General features: G+C 73.3%; 20 protein-coding genes, 2 tRNA genes and 2 pseudogenes. 17 read left to right on the top strand and 7 right to left on the bottom strand.

The window, feature by feature from the left end:
• Positions 1 to 39: 39 nt before the first annotated feature.
• Positions 40 to 297: a mycoredoxin gene (locus tag L6E17_RS08055; protein WP_236240063.1), complete on the bottom strand. Its 258-nt coding sequence runs from the start codon at positions 295 to 297 to the stop codon at positions 40 to 42.
• A 634-nt stretch (positions 298 to 931) separates the two neighbouring features.
• Between L6E17_RS08055 and L6E17_RS08050 the strand changes: the two genes are divergently transcribed.
• The 5 genes from L6E17_RS08050 to L6E17_RS08030 all read left to right on the top strand — a co-directional run bounded on the left by L6E17_RS08050 (position 932) and on the right by L6E17_RS08030 (position 4,802).
• The gene (locus tag L6E17_RS08050; protein WP_308315843.1) at positions 932 to 3,115 is read left to right on the top strand and encodes an ATP-dependent DNA helicase UvrD2; all 2,184 of its coding nucleotides are present in this window, start codon (positions 932 to 934) and stop codon (positions 3,113 to 3,115) included.
• A 169-nt stretch (positions 3,116 to 3,284) separates the two neighbouring features.
• Positions 3,285 to 3,650 carry a hypothetical protein gene (locus tag L6E17_RS08045; RefSeq protein ID WP_236240062.1) on the top strand — a complete coding sequence of 122 codons (366 nt, stop codon included), beginning with the start codon at positions 3,285 to 3,287 and terminating at the stop codon, positions 3,648 to 3,650.
• 170 nt (positions 3,651 to 3,820) lie between these two features.
• Entirely contained in the window at positions 3,821 to 4,189 is a 369-nt protein-coding gene (locus tag L6E17_RS08040) for a WhiB family transcriptional regulator (RefSeq protein ID WP_236240061.1), read from the top strand.
• The gene (locus L6E17_RS08035; protein ID WP_236240060.1) at positions 4,186 to 4,509 is read left to right on the top strand and encodes a hypothetical protein; all 324 of its coding nucleotides are present in this window, start codon (positions 4,186 to 4,188) and stop codon (positions 4,507 to 4,509) included. The genes L6E17_RS08040 and L6E17_RS08035 overlap by 4 nt, the downstream gene beginning before the upstream one ends.
• Before the next feature lie 95 nt (positions 4,510 to 4,604).
• Positions 4,605 to 4,802, top strand: coding sequence for a hypothetical protein (locus L6E17_RS08030; protein ID WP_236240059.1), 198 nt, complete (start codon positions 4,605 to 4,607; stop codon positions 4,800 to 4,802).
• 129 nt (positions 4,803 to 4,931) lie between these two features.
• Here the strand turns inward: L6E17_RS08030 and L6E17_RS08025 are convergent, their stop codons facing one another.
• Together L6E17_RS08025 and L6E17_RS08020 are read right to left on the bottom strand one after the other, a co-directional pair.
• On the bottom strand, positions 4,932 to 6,296 hold the full coding sequence (locus tag L6E17_RS08025) for an AarF/ABC1/UbiB kinase family protein (protein ID WP_236240058.1): 1,365 nt from the start codon (positions 6,294 to 6,296) through the stop codon (positions 4,932 to 4,934).
• A gap of 61 nt (positions 6,297 to 6,357) precedes the next feature.
• A pseudogene (locus tag L6E17_RS08020) lies at positions 6,358 to 7,489 on the bottom strand (ThiF family adenylyltransferase).
• Between the two features lie 193 nt (positions 7,490 to 7,682).
• Between L6E17_RS08020 and L6E17_RS08015 the strand changes: the two are divergent.
• From L6E17_RS08015 to L6E17_RS08000, 4 genes are all read left to right on the top strand, one after another.
• On the top strand, positions 7,683 to 8,258 hold the full coding sequence (locus L6E17_RS08015; protein WP_236240057.1) for a M48 family metallopeptidase: 576 nt from the start codon (positions 7,683 to 7,685) through the stop codon (positions 8,256 to 8,258).
• A gap of 226 nt (positions 8,259 to 8,484) precedes the next feature.
• Positions 8,485 to 10,257, top strand: coding sequence for a TerD family protein (locus L6E17_RS08010; protein WP_236240056.1), 1,773 nt, complete (start codon positions 8,485 to 8,487; stop codon positions 10,255 to 10,257).
• A gap of 14 nt (positions 10,258 to 10,271) precedes the next feature.
• Positions 10,272 to 10,952, top strand: a complete 681-nt coding sequence (locus L6E17_RS08005) for an AIM24 family protein (protein ID WP_236240055.1) — start codon at positions 10,272 to 10,274, stop codon at positions 10,950 to 10,952.
• Between the two features lie 23 nt (positions 10,953 to 10,975).
• The gene (locus L6E17_RS08000) at positions 10,976 to 11,731 is read left to right on the top strand and encodes an AIM24 family protein (RefSeq protein ID WP_236240054.1); all 756 of its coding nucleotides are present in this window, start codon (positions 10,976 to 10,978) and stop codon (positions 11,729 to 11,731) included.
• 61 nt (positions 11,732 to 11,792) lie between these two features.
• Here the strand turns inward: L6E17_RS08000 and L6E17_RS07995 are convergent, their stop codons facing one another.
• Entirely contained in the window at positions 11,793 to 12,314 is a 522-nt protein-coding gene (locus L6E17_RS07995) for an NUDIX hydrolase (RefSeq protein ID WP_236240053.1), read from the bottom strand.
• Entirely contained in the window at positions 12,311 to 13,738 is a 1,428-nt protein-coding gene (locus tag L6E17_RS07990) for a zinc-dependent metalloprotease (protein ID WP_236240052.1), read from the bottom strand. The genes L6E17_RS07995 and L6E17_RS07990 overlap by 4 nt, the downstream gene beginning before the upstream one ends.
• 191 nt (positions 13,739 to 13,929) lie before the next feature.
• Here L6E17_RS07990 and L6E17_RS07985 point away from each other — a divergent pair, with 191 nt between their 5' ends.
• The 4 genes from L6E17_RS07985 to L6E17_RS07970 all read left to right on the top strand — a co-directional run bounded on the left by L6E17_RS07985 (position 13,930) and on the right by L6E17_RS07970 (position 17,307).
• A complete protein-coding gene (locus tag L6E17_RS07985) occupies positions 13,930 to 15,039 on the top strand; it encodes an SDR family oxidoreductase (protein ID WP_236240051.1) in 1,110 nt (369 codons plus the stop codon).
• A gap of 151 nt (positions 15,040 to 15,190) precedes the next feature.
• On the top strand, positions 15,191 to 15,652 hold the full coding sequence (locus L6E17_RS07980; protein ID WP_236240050.1) for a molybdenum cofactor biosynthesis protein MoaE: 462 nt from the start codon (positions 15,191 to 15,193) through the stop codon (positions 15,650 to 15,652).
• A gap of 289 nt (positions 15,653 to 15,941) precedes the next feature.
• Complete coding sequence (locus L6E17_RS07975; RefSeq protein ID WP_236240049.1) at positions 15,942 to 16,112, top strand: hypothetical protein; 171 nt, start codon at positions 15,942 to 15,944, stop codon at positions 16,110 to 16,112.
• A gap of 106 nt (positions 16,113 to 16,218) precedes the next feature.
• Positions 16,219 to 17,307 carry a PDZ domain-containing protein gene (locus L6E17_RS07970; protein ID WP_236240048.1) on the top strand — a complete coding sequence of 363 codons (1,089 nt, stop codon included), beginning with the start codon at positions 16,219 to 16,221 and terminating at the stop codon, positions 17,305 to 17,307.
• A 224-nt stretch (positions 17,308 to 17,531) separates the two neighbouring features.
• Here L6E17_RS07970 and L6E17_RS07965 read toward each other — a convergent pair whose 3' ends face one another.
• Positions 17,532 to 18,089: a PPA1309 family protein gene (locus L6E17_RS07965; RefSeq protein ID WP_236240047.1), complete on the bottom strand. Its 558-nt coding sequence runs from the start codon at positions 18,087 to 18,089 to the stop codon at positions 17,532 to 17,534.
• Positions 18,090 to 18,230: 141 nt separating this feature from the next.
• On the opposite strand from L6E17_RS07965, the gene L6E17_RS07960 reads away from it, so the two are divergent.
• The 4 genes and pseudogenes from L6E17_RS07960 to L6E17_RS07940 all read left to right on the top strand — a co-directional run bounded on the left by L6E17_RS07960 (position 18,231) and on the right by L6E17_RS07940 (position 23,695).
• A complete protein-coding gene (locus tag L6E17_RS07960) occupies positions 18,231 to 21,182 on the top strand; it encodes a UPF0182 family protein (protein WP_236240401.1) in 2,952 nt (983 codons plus the stop codon).
• A 55-nt stretch (positions 21,183 to 21,237) separates the two neighbouring features.
• Positions 21,238 to 21,311 (top strand) — tRNA-Met (locus L6E17_RS07955).
• A gap of 194 nt (positions 21,312 to 21,505) precedes the next feature.
• Positions 21,506 to 23,572: pseudogene (locus L6E17_RS30895) on the top strand (tetratricopeptide repeat protein).
• Between the two features lie 49 nt (positions 23,573 to 23,621).
• Positions 23,622 to 23,695 (top strand) — tRNA-Met (locus L6E17_RS07940).
• Between the two features lie 268 nt (positions 23,696 to 23,963).
• Here L6E17_RS07940 and L6E17_RS07935 read toward each other — a convergent pair.
• Positions 23,964 to 24,380 (bottom strand): Fur family transcriptional regulator, encoded by a 417-nt coding sequence (locus L6E17_RS07935; protein WP_236240046.1) that lies wholly within the window; start codon positions 24,378 to 24,380, stop codon positions 23,964 to 23,966.
• Positions 24,381 to 24,519: the final 139 nt, after the last annotated feature.

Genomic DNA, 24,519 nt, shown 5'->3' with positions numbered 1-24,519 from the left:
GGCTTTTCCGCGTGTCCGGCACGCGCGGGCCGACCGGGGTCAGCTGACCAGTGCCTGCTGCACCTGCGCCAGGCTCGGGTTGGTCATGACCACGTCGTCATTGCCGCTGTGCGGCTTCACGAGCACGGTCGGCACCGTCTGGTTGCCGCGGTTGACCTTCTCCACGAAGGCAGCGGACTCAGGGTCCTGCTCGATGTTGATCTCCGTGTACGCGATGCCCTGTCGGTCCATCTGGCTCTTCAGCCGCCGGCAGTAGCCGCACCACGTCGTGCTGTACATCGTCACGGTTCCCTGCATGTGTCTACCGCTCCTCCGGGTCAGGGCGAGCGCCCGGGCCGGGGAATGGCCGGGAATCGCTCGGTTCGCTTGATCGCATACGGGGAACGCTCGCGCACCTGCGCCCCATTCCCGCGGCAGGTATCGAGGATTCCGATGGCCCCGCGCGCCGCGTGCCTCTCACGCCCCATGCAGCACACCGCCCGCACGCAGCACACCGCCCGCGCGCAGCACACCGTCCGCACGCAGCACACCGCCCGCGCGCCGCAGGCCGCCCGCACACCGCACGAGCGCCCCGCACGGCACAGGTACACCGCGCACCACACCTACCACTGCACGGCGCACACAGGACACCGCCCAGGCCGCACCAGTGAGGCCCGCACACCGCCCAACCGGACCCTCGCTCGCTGCTCGCTGCTCGCTGCTCGCTGCTCGCTGCTCGCAGCACGCCGCTCGTATGGCCGCCCGCGCCCGCGTCTACCGCGCCCCCGGCCCCCGCCGCCCGTGTACCGTGACCGCGCCCACCGCCCCCGCCGGCGAAAGGCCAGGCTTCACCGCCCTCCGCCCAGCGGCCGCCGCACGTCTCATATGACGAATACCGCACCCCTGTGGACAGCGGACTCTGCGGCCTCCGGCGACCTGGCAGCATGGCAGGGTGACAGCAGCAACGCACACCACCCTCTTCCCGCAGGTGCCCCAGGACGCCGACGCCGTGCTCGACGGGCTCGACCCCGAGCAGCGCGAGGTCGCGACCGCCCTGCACGGACCGGTGTGCGTCCTCGCGGGCGCCGGGACGGGCAAGACCCGCGCCATCACCCACCGCATCGCCTACGGCGTGCGCGCCGGCATCCTCCAGCCGTCCAGCGTGCTCGCCGTCACCTTCACCAACCGCGCCGCGGGCGAGATGCGCGGGCGGCTCCGGCAGCTCGGCGCCGCCGGAGTGCAGGCCCGCACCTTCCACTCCGCCGCCCTGCGCCAGCTCCAGTACTTCTGGCCGAAAGCCGTCGGCGGCGACCTGCCCCGCCTCCTCGACCGCAAGGCCCAGCTCGTCGCCGACGCGGCCCTCCGCTGCCGCCTCCGCCTCGACCGCACCGAGCTGCGCGACGTCACCGCCGAGATCGAATGGGCCAAGGTGACCCAGACCGTCCCCACCGACTACCCGGCGGCTCTTGCCAAAGCCCTGCGCGAAGCCCCTCGCGACCCCGCCGAGATCAGCCAGATCTATGCCATGTACGAGGAGGTCAAGCGGGAGCGCGATGTCCTCGACTTCGAAGACGTCCTCCTGCTCATGGTCGGCATCCTCCAGGACCGCCACGACATCGCGGAGCAGGTCCGCCGCCAGTACCAGCACTTCGTCGTGGACGAGTACCAGGACGTCTCCCCCCTGCAGCAGCGCCTGCTGGAGCTGTGGCTAGGCGACCGCGACACCCTCTGCGTCGTCGGGGACGCCAGCCAGACGATCTACTCCTTCACCGGTGCCACCCCCGACCACCTGCTCGACTTCCGCGTCCGGCACCCCCACGCCACCGTGGTCAAACTGGTCCGCGACTACCGTTCCACCCCGCAGGTCGTCCACCTCGCCAACGGCATCCTCGGACAGGCCCGCGGCCGCGCCGCCGACCACCGGCTGGAGCTGGTCTCCCAGCGCGAACCGGGCCCCGAACCGGCCTACACCGCGTACGGCGACGAACCCGCCGAGGCGGAGGGAACGGCCCGCCGCATCCGCGACCTCATCGCCTCCGGCACCCCCGCCGCTGAGATCGCCGTCCTCTACCGCATCAACGCCCAGTCCGAGATCTACGAGCAGGCCCTCGCCGACGCGGGCGTCCCCTACCAGTTGCGCGGTGCGGAGCGCTTCTTCGAGCGTCAGGAAGTACGGGAAGCCGGCGCCGCCCTGCGCGGTGCCGCCCGCTTCGGCGCCAACGACCGCCTCCTCGACGACGTGGTCGACCTGCCCTCCCAGGTGCGCGCCGTCCTCTCCGCCAAGGGCTGGAGCTCCACGCCCCCCGCCGGCTCCGGCGCCGCCCGCGACCGGTGGGAGTCCCTCGCCGCTCTCGTTCGGCTCGCCGAGGACCTCGCCCGCGCCCGCCCGGACGCCACCCTCGCCGACCTCGTCGCCGAACTCGACGAACGCGCCGCCGCCCAGCACGCCCCCACCGTGCAGGGCGTCACCCTCGCCTCCCTGCACGCGGCGAAGGGCCTCGAATGGGACGCCGTCTTCCTGGTCGGCCTCACCGACGGCATGCTGCCCATCACCTACGCCAGGACGGACGAGCAGGTCGAGGAGGAGCGCCGGCTGCTGTATGTCGGCGTGACACGCGCCCGGCGCCACCTGTCCCTGTCGTGGTCGCTGTCCCGCACGCCGGGCGGCCGCGCCCACCGCGAACCCTCCCGCTTCCTCACCGGCCTGCGGCCCGGCACCACCCCCGTCGCCGGCCGCACCCCGGCCGCCGCGGGCAGCGCGGGAACCGCCGCACCCGGCGCCGCCCGGTCCCGCCGCAACCGCGGTCCCGTGCGCTGCCGGGTCTGCGGGACCACGCTCACCGCCGCCGGCGAGATGAAGCTGATGCGCTGCGAGGACTGCCCCTCCGACATGGACGAGGCCCTCTACGGCCGACTCCTCGACTGGCGGTCCGGGCAGGCCCGGCAGCTCGGCCAGCCCGACTACTGCGTCTTCACGGAGAAGACCCTCATGGCCATCGCGGAAGCGGTCCCCTCCACCGACGCGGAGCTCGCCGCCATCCCCGGGGTGGGCATCCGCAAGCTGAACCGTTTCGGGACCGATGTCCTCGCCATCTGCGCAGGTCGGCAACTCCCTGACGGGGACGGCGAAGACTGAGACGAACTCGTCGGAAAAATAGTTTGCGCCCGCCCCAGGGAGCCCCATAGGTTCTTAACCACGCGAACGGCGACTTCTCTGAAGCGCTGTCGTCGTGCTGTACTTATCCGAATACCCGTGGGAACGGCTCTGCCCGATCCCCCCGAGACGCCGAGAGGAGGCGAGCCCAGTGATCAGCATCAACACCAGCACCATCAGCTTCGTCAGCACCGCCAAAATGACCGATCGCTCGGTCGCCTCCGCCTGCTCGCTCGGCATGTCCGGCCTGTCCGGCCGTACCCGCTCCGCGTTCACCGCCACCGGTCTGTCCGGCTGCCGGGCCGTCCGTCCGTCGTTCCTCCTGCCTGAGTTCCCCGTCGCCGAGGGTCTCCTGGCCGATGAGCGACCGACCAAGGCACTGGAAGCAGGAGTAGCAGTGGCAGAGGCCCCGGCCTATGTCATCGCGGCGACCGGTGCCGGCAACCAGAAGCAGACGCAGCAGCACCACACGATGTGGGCCTTCCGCGGGCTCGAACCCTGGAGTGATCCAGCCTGATCCAGCATCAGGCCGGCGCCTTCAGGGCCGCGGAACCCCACCCGGGATCCGCGGCCCTTCTGTTTTCCCCGCACGGGGCGAACGCAGAGAAGGCGCCTCGGGACCAAGCAGTACCCGGTACCAGCCCACCGGCCGACCGGCCGGACCGACCAGACGAGGAAAACACCACCGTGCAACTCGAAGCGCACGCCCCGTCCGTACCGCCCTCCGAAACGATCCCCCCGCTCGGCCTCCCGAAGGACCACGACGTGACCGCCCTCACCGCGCTCACCGCGCTCGACGACGCCATCGAGAACCTCGGCGTACCCGTACCCTGCCGTTCCTACGACCCGGAGGTCTTCTTCGCCGAGTCGCCGGCCGACGTGGAGTACGCCAAGTCCCTCTGCCGCACCTGCCCCCTGATGGCCGCCTGCCTCGCGGGTGCCAAGGAGCGGCGCGAGCCGTGGGGCGTCTGGGGCGGTGAGCTGTTCGTCCAGGGCGTCGTCGTCGCCCGCAAGCGGCCCCGCGGCCGCCCGCGCAAGAACCCGGTCACGGCATGAACACCACCGGAACGATCGATCGCCCCCTCACGCACGACCCCCAGAAGCAGGCCCCGATGACCTCTTCCACCCGCGAGCCCATGGGCTCCGCGACCCCTGACGTCACCACCCTCGGCGCCCACGCCGCGCGCCAGAACAGGACCCGAGAAATGCAACTCATCCCAGAAGCCCTGGCCCGTGCCCATATGCACGAGCGCCTGCGCGAAGCCGAGCAGCGACGCCCGGGCTCACGCCTGATCGCCGCCCGGCGGATGCAGCGCCGCGCCGAGCGCGCCTCCCTGCGCGCCCGCCGCGCCCTGGCCATGGCCGTCATGCAGTAAGCACCGCACCAGCCACCGCGGGGGCCGTCCGAACGGACCGGCCCCCGCGGTGCGTTGTACCCGGAACGGGCCACACCGGGAGTTATCGTCTCGTGGTGAACGACCAGACCCCCGAACCCCCGCCGCCCCGCCCGAACACCGTCACCTGCACCCGCTGCGGCCGGACCGCCGAAGGCGTCCCCCTCACCTGGACGTGCTCCGTCGAGAACGGCACCAGGCTCTACTTCTGCGAGACCTGCGCCCGCACCCACCTCAGAGCCATCGAGAGCCGCCTCGACTCCTCCTGGTGGTGACCCCAGGAGGGGGCTGCCGCGGGCCCGCGGGGCTCACGGAAGCAGCCGGGCACCCCACGGAACACCCGGCCCGGGAGCCCGCCCCGCGGGGGCCGGGCCCTCGTCCTCGCGGTGCCCCTGCCCGAGCCGTCAGGAGGCGCCTCCCGTCGGGGCGGCCGCGGGCTGCCCGTCCCCGGCGAAGCCCGGCAACCAGGTCTCCAGTTCGTCTCTCAGGCGCACCGTGGCGTTCAGCTGGCACAGGACGCCTATCGTGCTGAGGGTCACCCGGTGGATCAGCAGGTAGGAAGGCGGCAGGTTCAGGCGCTTGCCCAGCTGGTGCGCGGGGGAGCGGGGGTCGGCGATCCTGGCCGCCTGGGTGCGCAGCCAGTCCCGCGTGAACGTGAACTCCTCCGCCCCCGCGGGCTCGATGATGGGCAGCAGGTAGTCGAGCACCTCGTCGGGATCGAGGTCGATCGACTCCCTCACGAACCCCTCGTCGCGCAGCAGCGCGTACACGGTGTCCGCCTCGCCTGCCAGCGCCGTCCGCAGGCAGGTGCCGATGGTCTCCGGCAGGCCGCCCGGCAGCCGGTCGACCGTACCGAAGTCCAGAACGCCCAGGCGGAGGTCGCCGTCGCCTTCGCCGGGCAGGAGCCGGAAGTTGCCCGGGTGCGGGTCGGCGTGGAGCAGCCCCGTCCGGGCGGGGCCGGAGAACAGGAACCGTGCCAGCAACTGGCCCGCCCGGTCCCGCTGCTCGGCCGTGCCCTCCGCGATGATCTCCGAGAGAGGTGTCCCGTCGATCCACTCCGTCACCAGGACCTGCTCCGACTGGTGCACCACGTCCGGCACGACCACGTGCGGGTCGTCGGCGAACTCGGCGGCGTGCAACTGCTGGGACCGCGCCTCCAGCCCGTAGTCCAGCTCCTCCGCCACCCGGTCCCGCAACTCGGTGATCAGCGGTTTGATGTCCATGCCCGGCACCAGCGGTCCCAGCAGGCGGGCGAAGCGGCCGAGCTGCGCCAGGTCGGAGAGGAGAGCCTCGCCCGCCCCCGGGTACTGCACCTTCACCGCGACATCGCGTCCGTCGTGCCACACCGCCCGGTGCACCTGGCCTATCGACGCGGCGGCCGCCGGCTTGTCGTCGAACTCCGGGAGCAGCTCCCGCCAGTCCGCTCCGAGCCGCTCCTCCAGGACCGCGTGCACGGTGCTCGTCGGCATCGGCGGCGCAGCTTCCTGGAGCTTCGTCAGGGCCGCCCGGTACGGTCCTGCGACCTCCTCGGGCAGGGCGGACTCGAAAACGGACAGCGCCTGGCCCAGCTTCATCGCCCCGCCCTTGAGCTCGCCGAGCACCTTGAACAGCTGCTCGGCGGTCCGCTGCTGCAGTTCCCGCGCCACGATCTCGGCGGACTTGCCTCCGATCCGCTTGCCCAGCCCCCAGGTGGCCCTACCGGCGAACCCCAAGGGCAACGCTGCCAACTTGGCGGTCCGGGTGACCGCCTTCCGCGGAAGATCCGACATGCGCCCCTCCAAATCCCTGGAAGCCGAGCCGTGTTCGTCCCGATGGCGCCACGGACGGCCGTTACCCCGCCATTGTGGCCTGCTCCTCTCCGGCGCCGACGGCCGCTCCACACCGGCAGTCGGAGTGCGGCGCCACCTGCTCCGACCGCCATGCCAGCAGCGGCGACGCCACCTCCCACCGCGCCCCGGCGCTCGCGGGCGCCTCCCCGTCGAGGAAGGCCAGGGCGTGCGCCGCCGCCAGCCCCGCCACAGCGGACGCCAGCGCCACATCCCCGGCCGGCCCGGGCCGCCGCCGACCGGACCGCCACTGCGCCGTCAGCCGCGGCCACGCCGGATCACGGTCCGTGCGGTGCAGGTCCACGCAGCGGGCGCACGCCGTGCCGCCGGGGAGGACCAGCGGCCCCACCACGCCAGTCGCCTCCAGCACCCCGGCGAACAGGTGCGGTGTCCCCGTCTCCACCCACTGGTCCGCCGTCACCGGATCCGGGGCGTACGCCTCCAGGCCGTCCCGCGGCGCCACCAGCACCAGCGACAGCGCCGGCTCCGCCCGCCCCCTGCCTGCCCCGTGCGACGCGGCCCGGCGGACGAGCGCCCCCGGCACCGGGGGCCGCGCGGCACACCAGCCCGCGCGCCGACACGTCACGGCGCTCACCCACCGACTCGGCGGGCAGTCCGCCCGGCGCCACGTCCCACGGCTCCACGCACCCGCCGTCCCGCACCTCCACCCGGCCCACGCCAGCCGCCGACAGCAGCGCCGCGGCGGCCGCCCCCACCCGGCCCGCGCCCCGCACCTGCACCCGCATCCCGGCCCGCGCCGCGAGCCGCCGTATCGCCCCGCCCGGCTCCCTGTGCACCACCGACAGCGACGCCAGGTCCGCCCGCAGGCGGTCGAGGGCCCCCTGCCGCCGCCGCACCGGCTCCACCGCCGGATCCCCGGCCGCCGTGTCGTCGAGCAGCCCCGCGGCCGCCAACCGGGCGAGGAGGCCGTCCAGCCGTTCGTCCGGCACACCGAGGGCGCGCGCCTCCTCCCGCAGCAGCCCGATCCCTCGCGTCCCGTCGAGCAGGCCCAGGAGGCTGCCCGTCGTCGTGTCCACCGGGCCCACCACCACCGCGTGCGCGGGCGCCACCCCGCACTGCACGTACTGCAGGTCCCGCCACGCCTGCCGCAGCGCCGGCTTCACCATCGGATGCATGCTCCGGTCACCCCGTTCCGTCTCCGACCGCCCTCCGCTGACATCCGCAGCATGGCGGAGGAGACCGAGTCCGCGCCGAGCGCCGTCCACAGGGCCGCCCACCGGTCATACGAATGGTGCGCGGTTGTGGACGGGGCGTGCGCGGGCCCGGGAGGTGGGGGACTTCCCCGCACCCAGCGGGTACCGTCGGGGCGTGTCCGCCCAGCCCCCGCACCGACCGACCAGCGCTCCGCCCGCCGGACGCGGCACGTCCGCCGTGGAAGTACGCAGGAGCACCCGGCGCCGCAGGACCGTGTCCGCCTACCGCGAGGGCGACCGCACCGTCGTGCTCATCCCGGCCCGCATGTCGGAGGCCGAGGAGCGACGCTGGGTCACCGTGATGCTCGACAGGCTCGCGGCTCAGGAACGCAGGCGCCTCCTCGGCGACTCGGAGCTCGCCGAACGGGCCGCGCGCCTCTCGGACCAGTACCTCGACGGGCGCGCCCGCCCGGCGTCCGTGCGCTGGGTGACCAACCAGAACACCCGATGGGGGTCGTGCACCCCCGCCGAGGGCAGCATCCGGCTGTCCCACCGCCTTCAGGGCATGCCCGAGTACGTGGTCGACTACGTGCTCCTCCACGAGCTCGCCCACCTGCTCGTCCCCGGCCACGGGCCGCGCTTCTGGCGGCTGCTGGAGTCCTACCCGCGCACCGAGCGCGCCCGCGGCTACCTGGAGGGAGTGGTCGCCGCCGCCCGGCTGCCCCACCCGCCCGGTCCGCCCGCCGAGTGAGCGGAAGCCGTCCTGTTCCGCCCGCCGAGTGAGCGGGAGCCGCCCTGGTCCGCCCGCCGAGTGAGCGGAAGCCGTCCTGGTCCGCCCGCCGAGTGAGCGGAAGCCGCCCTGTACCGACTCCGTACCAGTCGACGCCCGCGGCGCCCCGGGGCGTGGTCGCCGTCGTACCCAGCCGTTAGCCTGGCGCGACGCACACACCATCCGGGATGGGGGACGGTCGTTACGCATGGCCAGGGAATTCCAACGGGGCCACAAGGCCCGGATCAGTGATCTGACCGCCGGCACCGATCTGTACGTCGGCGTGCAGATCGCGGCTCCGGGGCTGACCTTCGACATCAGCTGCTTCGGTCTCGACGCCGACGAGCGGCTCTCGGACGACCGCTACTTCGTCTTCTTCAACCAGCCGAAGTCGCCCGAGGAGTCCATCCAGCTGCTCGGCGCGCAGGCCGGTGACACCGAGTCCTTCCGCGTCACCCTCGACCGGGTGCCGGAGGGCATCCACAAGCTGGCCTTCACCGCCACGATCGACGGCGCCGGTCAGATGTCCCAGGTCGGGCCGGGCTACCTGCGGATCGTCGCCGGCGGCGAGGAGGTCGCCCGCTACGCGTTCAGCGGCGCGGAGTTTAGCACCGAGCGGGCCGTGATGCTCGGCGACTTCTACCGGAAGGACGGATGGCGCTTCGCCGCCGTCGGCCAGGGCTTCGACGGCGGCCTCGAAGCGCTGCTCCGCAACTTCGGCGGCGAGGTCCTCGACGAGGACCCGCAGCCGCAGCCGCAGCAGGCGCCGCAGGGTGCGGCCCCCGGGTTCGCCCCGCCGCCCGGCCCGGCCCAGCCGGCACCCGCACCCGCACCCGCACCCGCGCCGGCGTTCGGCGCCCCGCAGGCCCCCGCACCGCCCGCGCCCGCCCCCGCGCCCGCCCCGGCCGTGCCGCCGCAGCAGCCCGTGCACACCGCGCCCACCATGGTGGCCCCGCTGGCGCCGCAGGCCCCCGCGCCGACCCCGCCCGCCCCGCCGGCCGCCCCGTCGCCGTACGGGCCTCCGCAGCCCGCGCCGCACGGCCACCTGCCCGGCCAGACCCCGCCGCACGGCGCCCCTGCCCCGTACGGCCACACGCCGCCCCACGGGGGCCCGCCCCGTACGGCCATCCGGCCGCCCACGGCCACACACCGCCCCCGTCGCACCCGTCCCGCACGGCCAGGCCGCCCCGTACGGGCAGCCCCCGCGGCTCCCGCCGCACCCGTCCCGCCCGGGCCGTACGGCCGGCCCGCCCCCTACGGGCAGCCCGCGGTCGGCGCCCCGCCGCACGCCGTGCCCGGCGCCCCGGTCGCCGCGCAGGGGCCCGGCCTCGCCGCCGCGCTGCAGAAGTACCGGGAGGCACCCACCGGCCAGCGCTGGACACCGCAGAACCCGCAGCTGGTGCGCGTGGACCTCGCCATCGGGCAGACACCCGTCCTGGCCCGCCAGGGCAGCATGGTCATGTACCAGGGCAAGGTCGAGTTCGGCTACAAGGGCGCCGGATTCGCCGGGCGGATCGTCGGCAACGCCACCGGTCAGGAGATGCAGCTGATGCGCTGCTCCGGCCGCGGCCAGGTCTTCCTCGCCGAGGAAGGCACCCACCTGCACCCCATCGAGCTGCAGGGCGACGGCATCTGCGTGTCCGCCGAGAACGTCCTCGCCTTCGACGAGTCGCTGCACCACGAGGTGCGCCGCATCGAGGGCCACGGCATACCCGGCGGCGCCCTCTTCACGATGCTGTTCCAGGGCACCGGCACCGTCGTCGTGAAGACGCACGGCGTGCCCGTCGTCCTGCCGGTCACCCCCACCACCTTCGCCGACAGCAACGCCGTCGTGGCCTGGTCCGCGGCCTCCCAGGTGGTGCTGTCCAGCCAGGTCAGGCTGCGCAGGAACGCTTTCCCCGGCCACAGCGGGGAGACCGTGAACCTGCAGTTCCGCGGGGCGCCCGGGAACTTCATCGTCGTCCAGCCGTACGAGGTCTGAGGGGGACCCGACACATGAACCAGCAACTCGCGGGCTACGCCCCGACCCCTGCCGCGGCCCGTATGGAGAACCACGGCAACGCCATGCTGAAGGTCGCCATGGCCACCGGGCAGGACCTGTTCGCCCGCACCGGCTCCGTCGTCGCGTACGAGGGCTTCATCCAGTACGAGCCGAACCCGCCTGCGGTCCGGCAGATCGCCTCCTCCTGGGTCACCGGTGAGGGCGCGCCCCTGATGAAGTGCTCCGGCGACGGGCTGCTCTACCTCGCCGACTACGGCGCCGACGTCGTCGTCGTGAACCTGGACAACGACGCCCTGTCCCTCAACGGCACGAACGTCCTCGCGTTCGACGCGCACCTCCAGTGGGGTGTCGAACGGGTCAAGGGCATGGCCAAGTTCGCGGGTCAGGGCCTGTGGAACGTGCAGATCTCCGGCACCGGCTGGGTCGCGCTCACCTCGCGCGGCACACCGATCGTCGTCGACTGCGGGCGCGGCGAGGACGAGACGTACGTGGACCCGGACGCGCTCGTCGCCTGGTCGCCGTCGCTGAAGGTGAAGGGCAAGCGCAGTTTCAAGGCCGGCTCCCTGATCGGGAGGGGCAGCGGCGAGGCCTACCAGATGGCCTTCTCCGGCCAGGGCATCGTCGTCGTCCAGCCGAGCGAGGACAGTACGGACCGCATGCGGGTCCGGAACTGAGACCAGGGGGAGCGAGAACACCCATGCAGAGCCCGCTTTTCGCGTACACGGAGCAGCAGAGCCAGGACCGGTACACCGTGCAGAACCCGCAGCTGCTGCGGGTCGCGCTCACGGGGCACGACGACGTGCTCGCCCGCAAGGGCGCCATGGTCGCCTACCAGGGGCTGGTCGACTTCGACGGCGAGTACCAGACCGGCAGCCAGCGCACCGCGCGCGCCCGCACCGGGGAGGGACTCGACCTGATGCGCTGCTCCGGGCAGGGCACGGTCTACTTCGCCAACCTCGCCCAGTACGTCCACGTCGTCGACGTGGACCAGGACGGACTGACCGTCGACAGCGCGTACGTGCTGGCGCTCGACTCGGCCCTGCACACCGAGGTCATCGCCGTGGACAGCCAGTACGGCATCTCCGGCTCCGGCAAGTACCAGCTGAACATCTCCGGCCGCGGCAAGGTCGCCCTGATGACGTCGGGCCGGCCCCTGATGATGCAGGTGACCCCGGACAAGTACGTCAGCGCCGACGCCGACGCGATCGTCGCCTGGTCCTCGTCGCTGCGCGTCCAGATGCAGGCCCAGACGCACTCCGCCGGGGTCCTGCGCAGGCGCGGCAGCACCGGCGAGGGCTGGGAGCTCAGCTTCCTCGGCCAGGGCTTCGCCCTCGTGCAGCCCAGCGAGGTCATGCCGCCGCAGCACGCGCAGATCGGGTCCGGGGTCGGCGCCCAGTTCGGCGTCGGCCAGCAGGGCGCGCACGGCCGCAACCAGGGCAACGCCTGGAGCTGACACCGGCCCGAGCGCCAGGGGGGCGGCCCACCGCGGTGGGCCGCCCCCCCTGCGCGTCCCGCTACAGCCGGGCCAGGGTGCGCTCCATGAGCCGTACGACCGAGTCGTCCGCGACGCCCGCCACCTCGTCGTACGGGAACCACCGCAGGTCCAGCGACTCGTCGCTGATGGCCTCCACCGCGCCCGCCGGCGCCAGCGCGGCGTACTGCACGTCCAGGTGCCACGCGCACGGCGTCGCGTGCCGGTCCAGCCGGACGGGCCCGCCCGGCAGCAGCGACAGCCCGGCGATGCCCGACTCCTCCGTGGCCTCCCGCAGGGCCGCCTGCGCGAGCACGGCGTCCCCCGGCTCGCAGTGCCCGCCCATCTGCAGCCACATCCGCAGCTTCCGGTGCAGGGTCAGCAGCACCCGGCCCCGCTCCGGGTCGACCACCAGCGCGCTCGCCGTCAGATGGCCGGCCGTGCAGGACTTCCACATCGCGTCCGGCCCGTGCGCCGCGAGATGGTCCAGGTACGTCCTGCGCAGCTCGTCCTGGCCGTCCTCGTACGCCTTCAGTACCAGGACGGCGTCCTCGTGCAGGCTCACTCGGCGGGACCGCCCTTGCGGTCCTCGTCGCCCTTGCCGTCCCCGTCGTCCCCGTCGTGGCGCTCCCGGGAGGTGCCGCCCGCGGCCTCGCCCAGCATCTTGTCCAGCTCGGAGAAGTCCAGGTGCTCCCGGTGCACGAAACCGTCCGGATCGTCCAGGTCCGAGGCCGTCGGCAGCATGTCGGGGTGCTCCCACAGCGCGTCGCGCCCGTCGACGCCCCGCGCGTCGCCGAGCAGCGCCCACAGCCGGGAAGCGTCCCGCAGCCGCCGGGGCCGCAGCTCCAGGCCGATCAGCGTCGCGAAGGTCTGCTCCGCAGGCCCGCCCGACGCGCGGCGCCGCCGCAGCGTCTCGCGCAGCGCGTCCGCCGAGGTCAGACGGGACCCCGCGGCCGCGTGCACGACCGCGTCCACCCAGCCCTCCACCAGCGCCAGGGCCGTCTCCAGCCGGGCCAGCGCCGCCTTCTGCTCGGGCGTGTCCTCCGGCTGGAACATGCCCTGCTGAAGCGCCTCCTGCAGCTGCTCCGGGTTGCTCGGGTCGAGCTGGGAGACCGCGTCCTCCAGCCGGGACGTGTCGACCTTGATGCCCCGCGCGTACCCCTCGACCGCGCCGAACAGGTGCGAGCGCAGCCACGGCACATGGGCGAAGAGCCGCTGGTGGGCGGCCTCCCGCAGGGCCAGGTACAGCCGCACCTCGTCCTGCGGCACGCTCAGGTCGCGGCCGAAGGCCGCCACGTTCAGCGGCAGCAGCGCCGCCTTCCCGGGCGGGCCCAGCGGCAGCCCGACGTCCGTCGAGCCGACCACCTCGCCGGCCAGGGCGCCCACGGCGTGCCCGATCTGCTGGCCGAACATGGCACCGCCCATGGAGCGCATCATGCCGATCAGCGGCCCCGCCATGGCCTGCATCTCCTGCGGCAGCACATCCCCCATGGCGGTGCCGACCCGCTCGGCCACCGGGTCGACCAGCTGCCGCCACGCAGGGAGGGTCGCCTCGACCCACTCCGCGCGGCTCCACGCCACGGCCGTGCCCGCGCCCGACGGCAGCGACGTCGCCCCGTCCAGCCACAGGTCCGCCAGGCGCACCGCCTCCTCCACGGCCGTCCGCTCGGCCGGGCCCACACTGGCGTCCTTGGTGCCGTCGGAGGTGCCCTGAGCGACGGTCTGGCGGGCGATCTGCTGGGCCATGTCCCAGTTCACGGGACCGCCCTCGTAGCTCAGCATCTGGCCGAGCTGCTGGAAGGCGGCACCCAGATCCGCCGGGTTGAAGTTGCCGAACATCGCGGCGAACGGGTTGTCGCCGCCCTGACCGCCTCCGGGCAGCCCGCCGAACCCGAACGGGTCCGCACCACCCTGGGGCTTCTTCTTGCCTTCGTCGCCGTCGTCCGGCTCCTCCGGCGGAAGGCCGAATCCGAATGGGGTGTCGCTCACGGGGTTCCTCGGCTGGTAGGGCCGCCGGCCTTGTGCCGACGGCGGTGGCCCGACATCACACCCAGCGTAGACATCCGGGCCGGTCTGGGGCTCGGTGCTCCACTGACGCAGCGCCTGCGGCAGGATGGACGCCACCTGGTACGCACGCGTTGTCGCGCGTACGTACTGAAGACAACCGCTGGAGACGCCTGGTGAGTTCCCCAGATCCGCAGGTTCGCGCAGCGCGAAACCACTCAACCCCGCCCGCCGCACGAGGTCCCGTCGTGGCGGTCACGGGCGCCGCCTCCGGGGTCGGCGCCCTGCTGACCCGGCGCCTCGTCGCGTCCGAGGAGATCAAGCAGGTCATCGCGATCGACGAGCGCCGCGGCGAGGTGGCCGAGGCGCAGTGGCACATCCTCGACGTCCGCGACCCGGCCATCGCCGACAAGCTGCGGGGCGCCGACGTCGTGGTCCACCTCGCGCTCGACCTCGACCTGGAGTCCGACGCCGCCGCCCGCACCGCCTACAACGTCCGCGGCACCCAGACCGTCCTCACGGCCGCCGCGGCCGCGGGCGTGCGCCGGGCCGTGCTGTGCACGTCCGCCATGGTCTACGGCGCCCTGCCCGACAACGACATCCCGCTCTCCGAGGACGCCGAGCTGCGCGCCACCGCCGAGGCCACCGGCGTCGGCGACCTGATGGAGATCGAGCGGCTGGCCCGCCGCGCGCCCCGCGCCCACCCGGGGCTGCACATCACCGTGGTCCGCCCCGCCGTCCTCGTCGGCGGCACCGACACGGCGCTGACGCGCTACTTCGAGTCCCCGCGGCTCCTCGTGGTCGCCGGGTCCCGGCCCGCCTGGCAGTTCTGCCACGTCGAGGACCTGGCCAGCGCCCTGGAGTACGCGGCCCTGGAGAAGGTCGACGGGGAGTTCGCCGTCGGCTGCGACGGCTGGCTGGAGCAGGAGGAGGTCGAGGAGCTCAGCGGCATCCGGCGCATGGAGCTGCCCTCCGCGGTGGCGCTCGGCGCCGCGACCCGCCTGCACCGGATCGGCCTCACCCCGTCGCCGGCCGGCGACCTCGCCTACACCATGCACCCGTGGGTCGTGAGCGTCGGCCGCCTCCACGACGCCGGGTGGCGCCCCCAGTGGACCAACGAGGAGGTGCTCGCCGCCCTCCTCGACGAGGTCAAGGGCCGGCACACCGTCGCGGGCCGCCGCCTCGGCCGCAAGGACGCCACCGCCGCCGGCGCCGCGGGAGCCACAGTCGCCCTGCTCGGCACGGCCGCCCTCGTACGCCGCGCCCGCCGCCGCCGCGGCCTGTGAGCGGCGCCAGGCCCCTGGCGCCGCCCCCGCGACGGGGGTGAGCACCGGGGCGCTGTACACCGGGGCGCTGTACGAGGCTCCAACGCGCGCGTACGTCCGCGGGGCGAACAAGCAATACCGCGGAGGCGGGCCCGTACGGCACGATGGGGCCATGGCTTCCACGAACGACCACCCCGGCGAGCGCGCGGCCACCGACCCGATCCGGCTGCTGGCGATCCGCGACACCCCGCTCTCCCTCGACGAGGTCTTCCGCGCCGTCGGCGACGACGCCGCCGGCGGGACCGCGCTCTTCGTCGGCACCGTGCGCAACCACGACGGTGGCGCCGACGTGGACTCCCTCGGCTACTCCAGCCACCCCACCGCCGAGGCGGAGCTGCGCCGGGTCGCCGAGAAGGTCGCCGCCGACTTCCCGGTGCGGGCCCTGGCCGCCGTGCACCGCGTGGGGGACCTCGCCGTCGGGGACCTCGCCGTCGTCGTGGCGGTGTCGTGCCCGCACCGCGCCGAGGCCTTCCAGGCGTGCCGCAGGCTGATCGACGACCTGAAGCACGAGGTGCCGATCTGGAAGCACCAGCGCTTCTCGGACGGCGCCGAGGAGTGGGTGGGGGCCTGCTGAGGCCGCCCCCCTCCGAGGCCCTGCCTGCCGGGTGCCCCGGCGAGGAGGAGGTGCCGCGGCGGGCCCCATGGGCTGCTGCTGAGGGCTCCCGGCACCGAGGGCGCCCCCACGGAGCCCGCCTGTGCGGCGGCGTCCGGGCCCCGGGCGAGGCGCGGCCGCCCCGTGGTGGTCCCGTGTTCTGCTGCCGCGCCGATTTGCGAAACTTCGTCCCTGCCACGAGCGTTGAGAATGCGGACGGTTAATCTTCTGATCGGCCAGTCGCTTTCGATCTTGGGGATGGGAGGTCGCGATGGCAGTGCTCGCCTGGTTGCTGATCCCGCTGTTCGCTGCCGTCGGTGCGGCGATATGGGGAGGCTGGGCCTCCCGGGACCGCACCACTGGGGACATCGCGGAACTGACGGGCTACGCGAGGTTCCGTGAGGCGATGGACAAGACCCACTCCGGCAGCGGCCCCGCCTGAGCCGCGCCGCGCGCACCGCCTCCGCCGCCGGAGGGATCATCGTCTGATCGCATCGGACGGGCCGCCCAGGCAGTGCACGGGAGGGCCCGTCCCGTACTGTCGTTCCATGCCACGCCGCACCGCGACGATGCTCGCTTCCGCTCTCGTCCTGATCGCGCTGATCTGCGCGGGGCTGTTCATCCCGGTTCCCTACGCGGAGATGAGCCCGGGGCCGACCGTCAACACGCTCGGCACGTCCGGCGGCCAGCCCGTCATCAAGATCTCCGGCCGCAACACCTACCGGACCTCAGGGCACCTCAACATGACGACGGTCCGCGTCACCGGCGCGGAGTACCGGATGGGCCTGGTCGAGGCCCTCACCGGGTGGCTCTCCGACGACAGCGTCGTCGTCCCCCACGACACCCTCTACCCGGAGGGCACGACGGAGGAGGAGTCCACCCAGGAGAACGCCGAGGAGTTCTCGCAGTCGCAGAAGAGCGCCCGCGTCGCCGCCCTGCGGCAGCTCGGCATCCCGGTGACGTCCCGGGTGATCGTCGCCTCCGTCGTCAAGGACAGCCCTGCCCAGGGCAAGCTCCACGCCGGCGACGTGATCAGGGCGGTCGACGGCACCCCCGTCAAGGCGCCGCAGGACGTGGCGGCCGTCGTCACCAAGCGGCAGCCCGGTCAGCCCGTGGACTTCACCGTCGTCCCCGCCGAGGAGGCGGCCGCCGCGGAGAAGGCAGGCCGGGAGCCGACCGCCACACGGAAGGTCACCATCACCACCAGGCGGGCGGACGACGGCGACCGCGCCGTCGTCGGCATCCAGGCGGGCACGGACCACACGTTCCCGTTCGAGATCGACATCCGGCTGGAAGACGTCGGCGGGCCGAGCGCAGGGCTCATGTTCGCCCTGGGCATCGTCGACAAGCTCTCCCCCGGGGAGCTGACCGGCGGCGCGTTCGTCGCGGGCACCGGCACCATCGACGACGCCGGCAAGGTCGGCCCGATCGGCGGCATCGAGATGAAGCTCGTCGGGGCGCGCGACGCCGGAGCGTCCTACTTCCTCACCCCGGCCGCCAACTGCGCCGCCGCGGCCTCCGACCCCCCGGAGGGCCTGACCCTGATCAAGGTCGACACGATCAAGGACGCCGTGGCGTCCCTGGAGAAGGTCAGCCGCGGCGACACGTCCTCCCTGCCGACCTGCTCGGCAGGCTGACCGCGCACGTCCCCGCGCGGGCCCGCGGCGCTCGCCCCCGCGGGCACGCCGCCGGCGCACGCCGGGGCGTACCGCGGCCGGGCGGTCCGCGACGGGCGAGCCGGCAGCGGAGCCGCCGGACCCGCCGGGGCGGGTGCCGCCCGACGGCAGGGCAGGCTCCGCGACGGGCGGGCCGACCCGTCACGCCGACCCGTCACGCCGACCCGTCACGCCGACCCGTCACGTCAGCCCTCGAAGGTGGCGGCCAGCGCGTCCGCGAGGTTCGGGACCAGGTCCGTACCGGTGAGGACCTCCGTCGGGGAGTCCTTCTCCCGCAGGCGCAGGGCCGACTCCCGGGCGCCGTCGCGCAGCACCGCCACCGTCATGCGGACCTCGCGCCGCTCCGGGTGCTCGGCGACCCAGCGGGCCAGGGCCGCCTCGTCCAGGGCGTCCGGCACGGAGCCCTCCGCGGACGGCGGCAGCATCAGCCGCTCCACGGTCAGGGCGCAGCCGACCACCGCGTCGGGCCAGGCGATGGTGGCGAGGAACTCGTCGAGCGGGGCGCCCGCCGGCAGCTCGTCCTGCTCGATCGGGGTGAGGGGGGCCGCGGCCTCGTCGCCGTCGAGCCCGAGCTGGGCGGCCAGCTCCGGCTCCTGCGCGCGCATCAGCGCGGTGTCGACCAGGGCGAACAGCCGCGCGGGCTGGTCCCAGCCGAGGCCCGACGCGTACTCGTCGATCTCCAGTACGGCGCGGGTGAGGGGGCTTGCGGCCATCGGGGGGCCGGAGGGGGAAACGTTGGACATGGTCAATATCCTGCCTCCTCTCGACCCGGGGACGGGAACTAGGTAAAGCTTCAGTAAGTTGCATCAGTGGGCCCTACGATCGCTGGGCCCGCAGGCAACACATCGACCGCGAACTTCGAGGGGCGCACGTTGGCTTTCCAGATGCCGGACCGCGGCGGAGGCCCGACCGGGCCACGGATCAGAGTCGGCCGGCCGTCGCGGCGGGCCCGGACCCTGCTCATGACACTGGGAGTGGTGGCCGTCCTGGCCATGCTCTTCGTGATGTTCTCCGGGTTCTGGACGGACTGGCTCTGGTACCGGTCCGTGCAGTACTCGTCCGTGTTCACCACCACGCTGTGGACCAAGATCGGCATGTTCGCCGTCTTCGGTCTGCTGATGGCCCTGGCCGTCGGGTTCAACATCTGGCTGGCCCACCGCATGCGGCCCCCGCTGAGCGCCATGTCGCTGGAGCAGCAGAGCCTGGACCGCTACCGCATGGGCGTGGCCCCGTACAAGAAGTGGGTGCTCCTCGGGGTCGCCGCGCTCGTCGGGCTCATCGCGGGCGCCTCCGCCTCCGGGCAGTGGCGCACGTGGCTGATGTGGGTCAACGGCGTGCCCTTCGGCGAGAAGGACCCGCAGTTCCGGATGGACGTGGCGTTCTACGCCTTCGACCTGCCCTGGTACCGGTTCCTGCTCGGCTTCGGCTTCGCGGCCGCCGTGCTGTCCCTGATCGCCGCCGCCCTCACGCACTACCTGTACGGCGGGCTGCGCGTGACCAGCCCCGGTGCCCGCGCCACCGCGGCGGCCACCGGGCACCTGTCCGTGCTGCTCGGCGTCTTCGTCTCGCTGAAGGCGGTCGCGTACTGGCTCGACCGGTACGGGCTCGCCGTGAAGTCCAGCGACTTCAAGGCGGCGGGCAACTGGACCGGCCTGCGGTTTGTGGACGCCAACGCCTACCTGCCGGCGAAGACCATCCTGTTCTGCATCGCGGTCATCTGCGCCCTGCTGTTCTTCGCGACGCTGTGGCGCCGCACCTGGCAGCTGCCCGTCATCGGCTTCGGCCTGATGGTCCTGTCGGCGATCCTGATCGGCGGCCTCTATCCGGCCATCGTGCAGAAGTTCCAGGTCGACCCGAACGAGCAGGCCAAGGAAGCGCCGTACATCGCCAAGAACATCGAGGCGACCCGCAAGGCGTACGCCATCGACGACACGAAGCCCGAGAACTACTCCGGCGAGCAGACCGGCAAGTCGAACGAGCAGATCCGCAAGGACGCCGACGAGGCCGCCAGCTACCGCCTGCTGGACCCGAACATCGTCTCGCCGACGTTCCAGCAGCTGGAGCAGAAGCGCAAGTACTACCAGTTCCCGATGACGCTGGACGTCGACCGGTACGACGGCAAGGACACCGTCGTCGGTCTGCGTGAGCTGAACATCCGGGGCATCCCGAAGCGGAACTGGATCAACGACCACTTCACCTACACCCACGGCTACGGCGCGATCATGGCCGCGGGCACCGCGGTGGACCGCACGGGCGCCCCCGTCTTCACCGAGAAGGGCCTGCCCACCACCGGTGAGCTCGGGACGTACCAGCAGCGGATCTACTACGGCGAGAAGACCGAGCAGTACTCGATCGTGGGCGGCCCGCAGAAGGAGCTCGACTACGAGGCGAACGGCGAGAAGACGACGAGCTTCGAGGGCAAGAGCGGCGTCAGCCTCGGCAACGCCTTCAACCGCGCCGCGTACGCCGTCGCCTTCAGCGAGCCGCAGATCCTGTACTCGGGGGCCATCGGCGAGGGGTCGCGGATCCTGTACAACCGCACCCCCAAGGAGCGTGTCGAGGCGGTCGCCCCGTGGCTGACCATCGACGGCGACGCCTACCCTGCCGTCGTGGACGGGCGCATCCAGTGGATCGTCGACGCCTACACGACGACGAACGGCTACCCGTACGCCTCCCGCACGACCCTCGGCGACACCACGACCGACTCGCTCACGGCGGGCAACCAGACGCGGGCGGTCGTCGCGCAGCAGAACCAGGTCAACTACATCCGCAACTCGGTCAAGGCGACCGTCGACGCGTACGACGGCTCGGTCAAGCTGTACCAGTGGGACACCAAGGACCCGGTCCTCAAGACCTGGATGAAGGCGTTCCCCGGCACGGTCCTGCCGAAGGCGGAGATCAAGGGCGAGCTGAAGGAGCACCTGCGGTACCCGCAGGACATGTTCAAGGTCCAGCGCGAGCTGCTGACCCGCTACCACGTCCTGGACCCGGCGCAGTTCTACAGCGGCAGTGACGCCTGGCAGGTGCCGGCCGACCCGACGAACAAGGAGGGCAACGCCGTCCCGCCGTACTACCTGAGCATGAAGATGCCCGGGGACACGCAGCAGCGGTTCTCGCTGACGACGACGTTCACGCCCAACGGCCGCCCGAACCTCGGCGGGTTCATGGCGGTCGACGCGGACGCCACCAGCGAGGATTACGGGAAGATAAGGCTGCTGAGGGTCACGTCGGACGTGCCGGGCCCGGCGCAGGTGCAGAGCAAGCTCAACAGCCTCCCGGACGTCGCCACCTTCGTCCGCGACCTGAAGGGCGCCGACTCGGAGATCCAGTACGGCAACCTGCTCACCGTGCCGCTCGACGGCGGGTTCCTGTACGTGGAGCCGGTCTATGCCCAGGGCCGCAGCGCGCTCTACCCGCTGCTGAAGAAGGTGGCGGTCTCGTACGTCGAGGCCAACCCCAAGGAGGGCGAGAGCGCCAAGGAGACCACCGTCTTCGAGAACTCGCTGGGCGAGGCGCTCAACGCGGTGTTCGGGGTGGACGGCGAGACGCCGACGACCCCGCCGCCGGGCGACCAGCCGACGGAGCCCACGCAGCCGCCGGCCACCGGTGACGCCGCCCTCCAGCAGGCCATCGCGGACGCCCAGAAGGCCTACGCGGCGGGTGAGGCGGCCCTGCAGAAGGGCGACTGGACGGCGTACGGCAAGGCCCAGCAGGACCTCGCCGACGCGCTGAGGCGGGCCGCCGAGGCCGACGCCCAGCGCGAGACCCCCGACCAGCCGGCCCAGCAGGACCAGCCCGGCGGATCGGCCGAGCAGGACGGCGGTGACGGCAGCTAGCCGGAACCAGGGGGAAAGCTCCTCCCGCGCCGTGATAGCGTGTACAACACAACGTCGCGGGGTGGAGCAGCTCGGTAGCTCGCTGGGCTCATAACCCAGAGGTCGCAGGTTCAAATCCTGTCCCCGCTACTGAAAGCCAGGGCCCGGATCCTCAAGGATCCGGGCCCTGGTCATGTGTGCGGACGCCCAAGGGTCATGTCGATGGGGGGACTTGGCGGGCCTCGTGTTTGACTTGTCTCTCTGTGGGCATGTCGACAAAACGCCGAAGTGACCTCACTGGCTGCGGTATACCAAGGTGTACGCAGGTTGCGGGTGGTGCGACGATGGAACATATGGGGGACAGGGCAACGCTCTTGGATACCTGGCGTTTTGACCGGCACACGGTGCGGGCCGCGGACGCGATCGACCAGACCGACGCCCCGTTCGACTGCACGGAGGCCGCAGACGCCGTCGAGGCCGAGGCGCGGCACCGCCGCGCGGCCGACAGCGGGGACACCGCGGCGATGAGCGTCCTCGGCGCCATGCTGCTGCGCCGGGGCGACCTCGACGGAGCCGAGCCCTACCTCCGCGCCGCCACCACCGACGGCGACCGCGCCGCCGCCAACAACCTGGGCGTCCTCCTCCACCAGCGGGGCTACCCCGACGAGGCGGCCGGCTGGTGGCGGGTCGCCGCGGTCGCCGGATCCGCCGCAGCCGCCCACGCGCTGGGCCGCCACCACCGCGAGCGCGGCGACGAACCCGCCGCCGAGTACTGGCTGCGCCAGTCCGCGGAGCAGGGGCACGCCCTGGGAGCGTACGCCCTGGCCGACCTCATGGAGCACCGGGGACACCGGGGCCGAGCGCTGGCTGCGCGTCGCCGCCGAACAGGGCCACCGGGAGGCCGCCTACCGGCTGGCCCGCGCCCTGGAGCGCAGGGAGCAGGAGCGCAGGGCCGCCGGGCGGGAGCCCCTGGAGCGGGCCGGCGCCCTGGACGGCCCCGCCCTCGACCGCTTCGACCCGGACGGCCCGTCGCCCGACCGCAGGGTGCCGGGCCGCCCCATCGCGGACCGCGCCCACCCCGACGGCCCCGGATCGGGTGCCCCGGCGCAGGCCCGCGCCGCCGTCCCGGCAGCACGCACCGGCCGGCCGGCGGGCCCGGCGGCCGGCGGCGGCGCGGCCGGCGGTGCCGAGCACGCGGCCGACGGGGCCGACAGCGCCGAGCAGTGGTACCGCCGCGCGGCCGCGCGCGGACACCGCCGCGCCGCCCTGCACCTCGGGGCGATCCTGGAGAAGCGCGGCGAGCTCAAGGAGGCCGGCCGCTGGTACCTGACGTCCGCCAAGGACGGCGAACCCCGCGCGGCCTGCGCCCTCGGGTTCCTGCTGCGCGACGCGGGCGACGAGGAGAGCGCCGCCGTGTGGTGGCTGCGCGCCGCACAGGAGGGCGACGGGAACGCCGCCAACGCGCTCGGCGCCCTGCACGCCGCCCGCGGCGAGTACCAGACCGCCGAGCGCTGGTACCGCCAGGCCACCGACGCCGGGGACGTCAACGGCGCCTACAACCTCGGGCTGCTCTTCGCCGCCCAGGGGCAGACGTCCAAGGCCGAGCAGTGGTACCGCCGCGCTGCCTACGCCGGTCACCGCGAGGCCGCCAACGCCCTCGCCATCCTGCTCCTCCAGGCCGGCGACACCCACGGCGCGGAGCCCTGGTTCTCCAAGGCCGCCGAGGCCGGCAGTGTGGACGCCGCCTTCAACCTCGGCATCCTCCACGCCGGGCGCGACGACGACCGTACCGCCCTGCGCTGGTACGAGCGGGCCGCGGCCGCCGGCCACACCGAGGCGGCCCTGCAGGTCGGCATCGCCAAGCTCCGCGAGGGCGACGAGCAGGAGGCCGAGCGGCACCTGCGCACCGCCGCGGGCGGCGGCAGCGCCGAGGCGGCGTTCCGGCTCGCCACCGTCCTCGACGCCCGGCAGCCCGTGCAGGGCCCGCCCGCCCTGGGCCGCCGCAGGCGCCGACGACCGAGTGCGAGGAGTGGTACGAGCGGGCCGCCGTCCAGGGGCACCGCCGCGCCCAGGTGCGCGTCGGCATGCTCGCGGCCGCCCGCGGCGACGTGGCCCGCGCCGCCCGCTGGTACCGCGAGGCCGCCGAGGCGGGCAGCCGCAACGGCGCCTTCAACCTCGGGCTGCTGCTCGCCAGGGACGGCAACGAGCGCGAGGCCGCCCTCTGGTGGGCGCGCGCCGCCCGCGCCGGCCACGGCCGCGCCGCGCTGCGCCTCGCCCTGCTGGCCGCCCGGCGCGGCGAACTCGCGGAGGGCCGCCACTGGTGCGCCCGCGCCGTCGAGCTGGGGCCGGCCGAGGTCGCCGAGCGGGCGGCGCGGCTCAGTGAGGCGCTGCACCAGGAGCTCACGGCGTAGGGCCGATTTGCACGCGCACGCTTCGGTCCCGTAAGGTGGTGTTCACCGACGCGGGGTGGAGCAGCTCGGTAGCTCGCTGGGCTCATAACCCAGAGGTCGCAGGTTCAAATCCTGTCCCCGCTACTGAAAGCCGAAGGCCCGGATCCTCAAGGATCCGGGCCTTCGGTGCGTCATGCCCGGCGGCGGTCGCAGGGATGGCCGGAAGCAGCCTTGCGGAGCCGGGCCGCCTTCCCTCAGGCGCCGTCGTGCCAGGCGGGTGGCCGGCCGGGTGCCGCCGTGCTGCGCGGGGCCGGCTCAAGGGCCGCGGACGGACGGGGCCGCGAGGCGGGTACGGGTGAGCCCCCGGGTGCCAGGGCGGCGCACCGGGGGCTCGTCGTCGTGGGGTGTCCTGTCAGGCGCCCGAGCAGCCGGGGCAGATCCCGCGGTACGTGACCTCCACGTCCGAGACCGCGAAGCCGAAGCGCTCCGACTCGGGGAGGTCCGCCAGCGGGTTGCCGATCGGGTGGACGTCCCGTATTGCGCCGCAGCGGGCGCACACCAGGTGGTGGTGGGGGCGGTGGGCGTTCGGGTCGTACCGCTTGGCGCGGCGGTCCGTCGAGACCTCGAGGATCTCGCCCAGGCTGACCAGCTCACCGAGCGTGTTGTACACGGTCGCGCGGGAGATCTCCGGAAGCCGCTCCGCCGCACGGGCGTGGACCTCGTCGGCGGTCAGGTGGACGTGGTCTCCATCGAGGACCTCAGCCACGACGCGGCGCTGCGCGGTCATCCGCCAGCCGCGGCCGCGCAGGCGTTCCAACAGGTCACTCATGAAATTCAGCCTAACAGGCGGGGGAACTCAGTCCCGAACGGGTGTGGGTTTGGAAGCGCGCTTGACTTAGACAAAGTCCATTGTAGGATCGGCTACGGCTTTGGCCAAGGGACAGGACTTCACGCAGAGACGCAGGAGG

It is taken from the genome of Streptomyces sp. CC228A (genome assembly GCF_021390935.1).
In the GTDB taxonomy this organism is placed as follows: Bacteria; Actinomycetota; Actinomycetes; order Streptomycetales; family Streptomycetaceae; genus Streptomyces.
The sequence above is the reverse complement of the archived record's forward strand: the minus strand, read 5'-3'. Positions and strand labels throughout refer to the sequence as shown.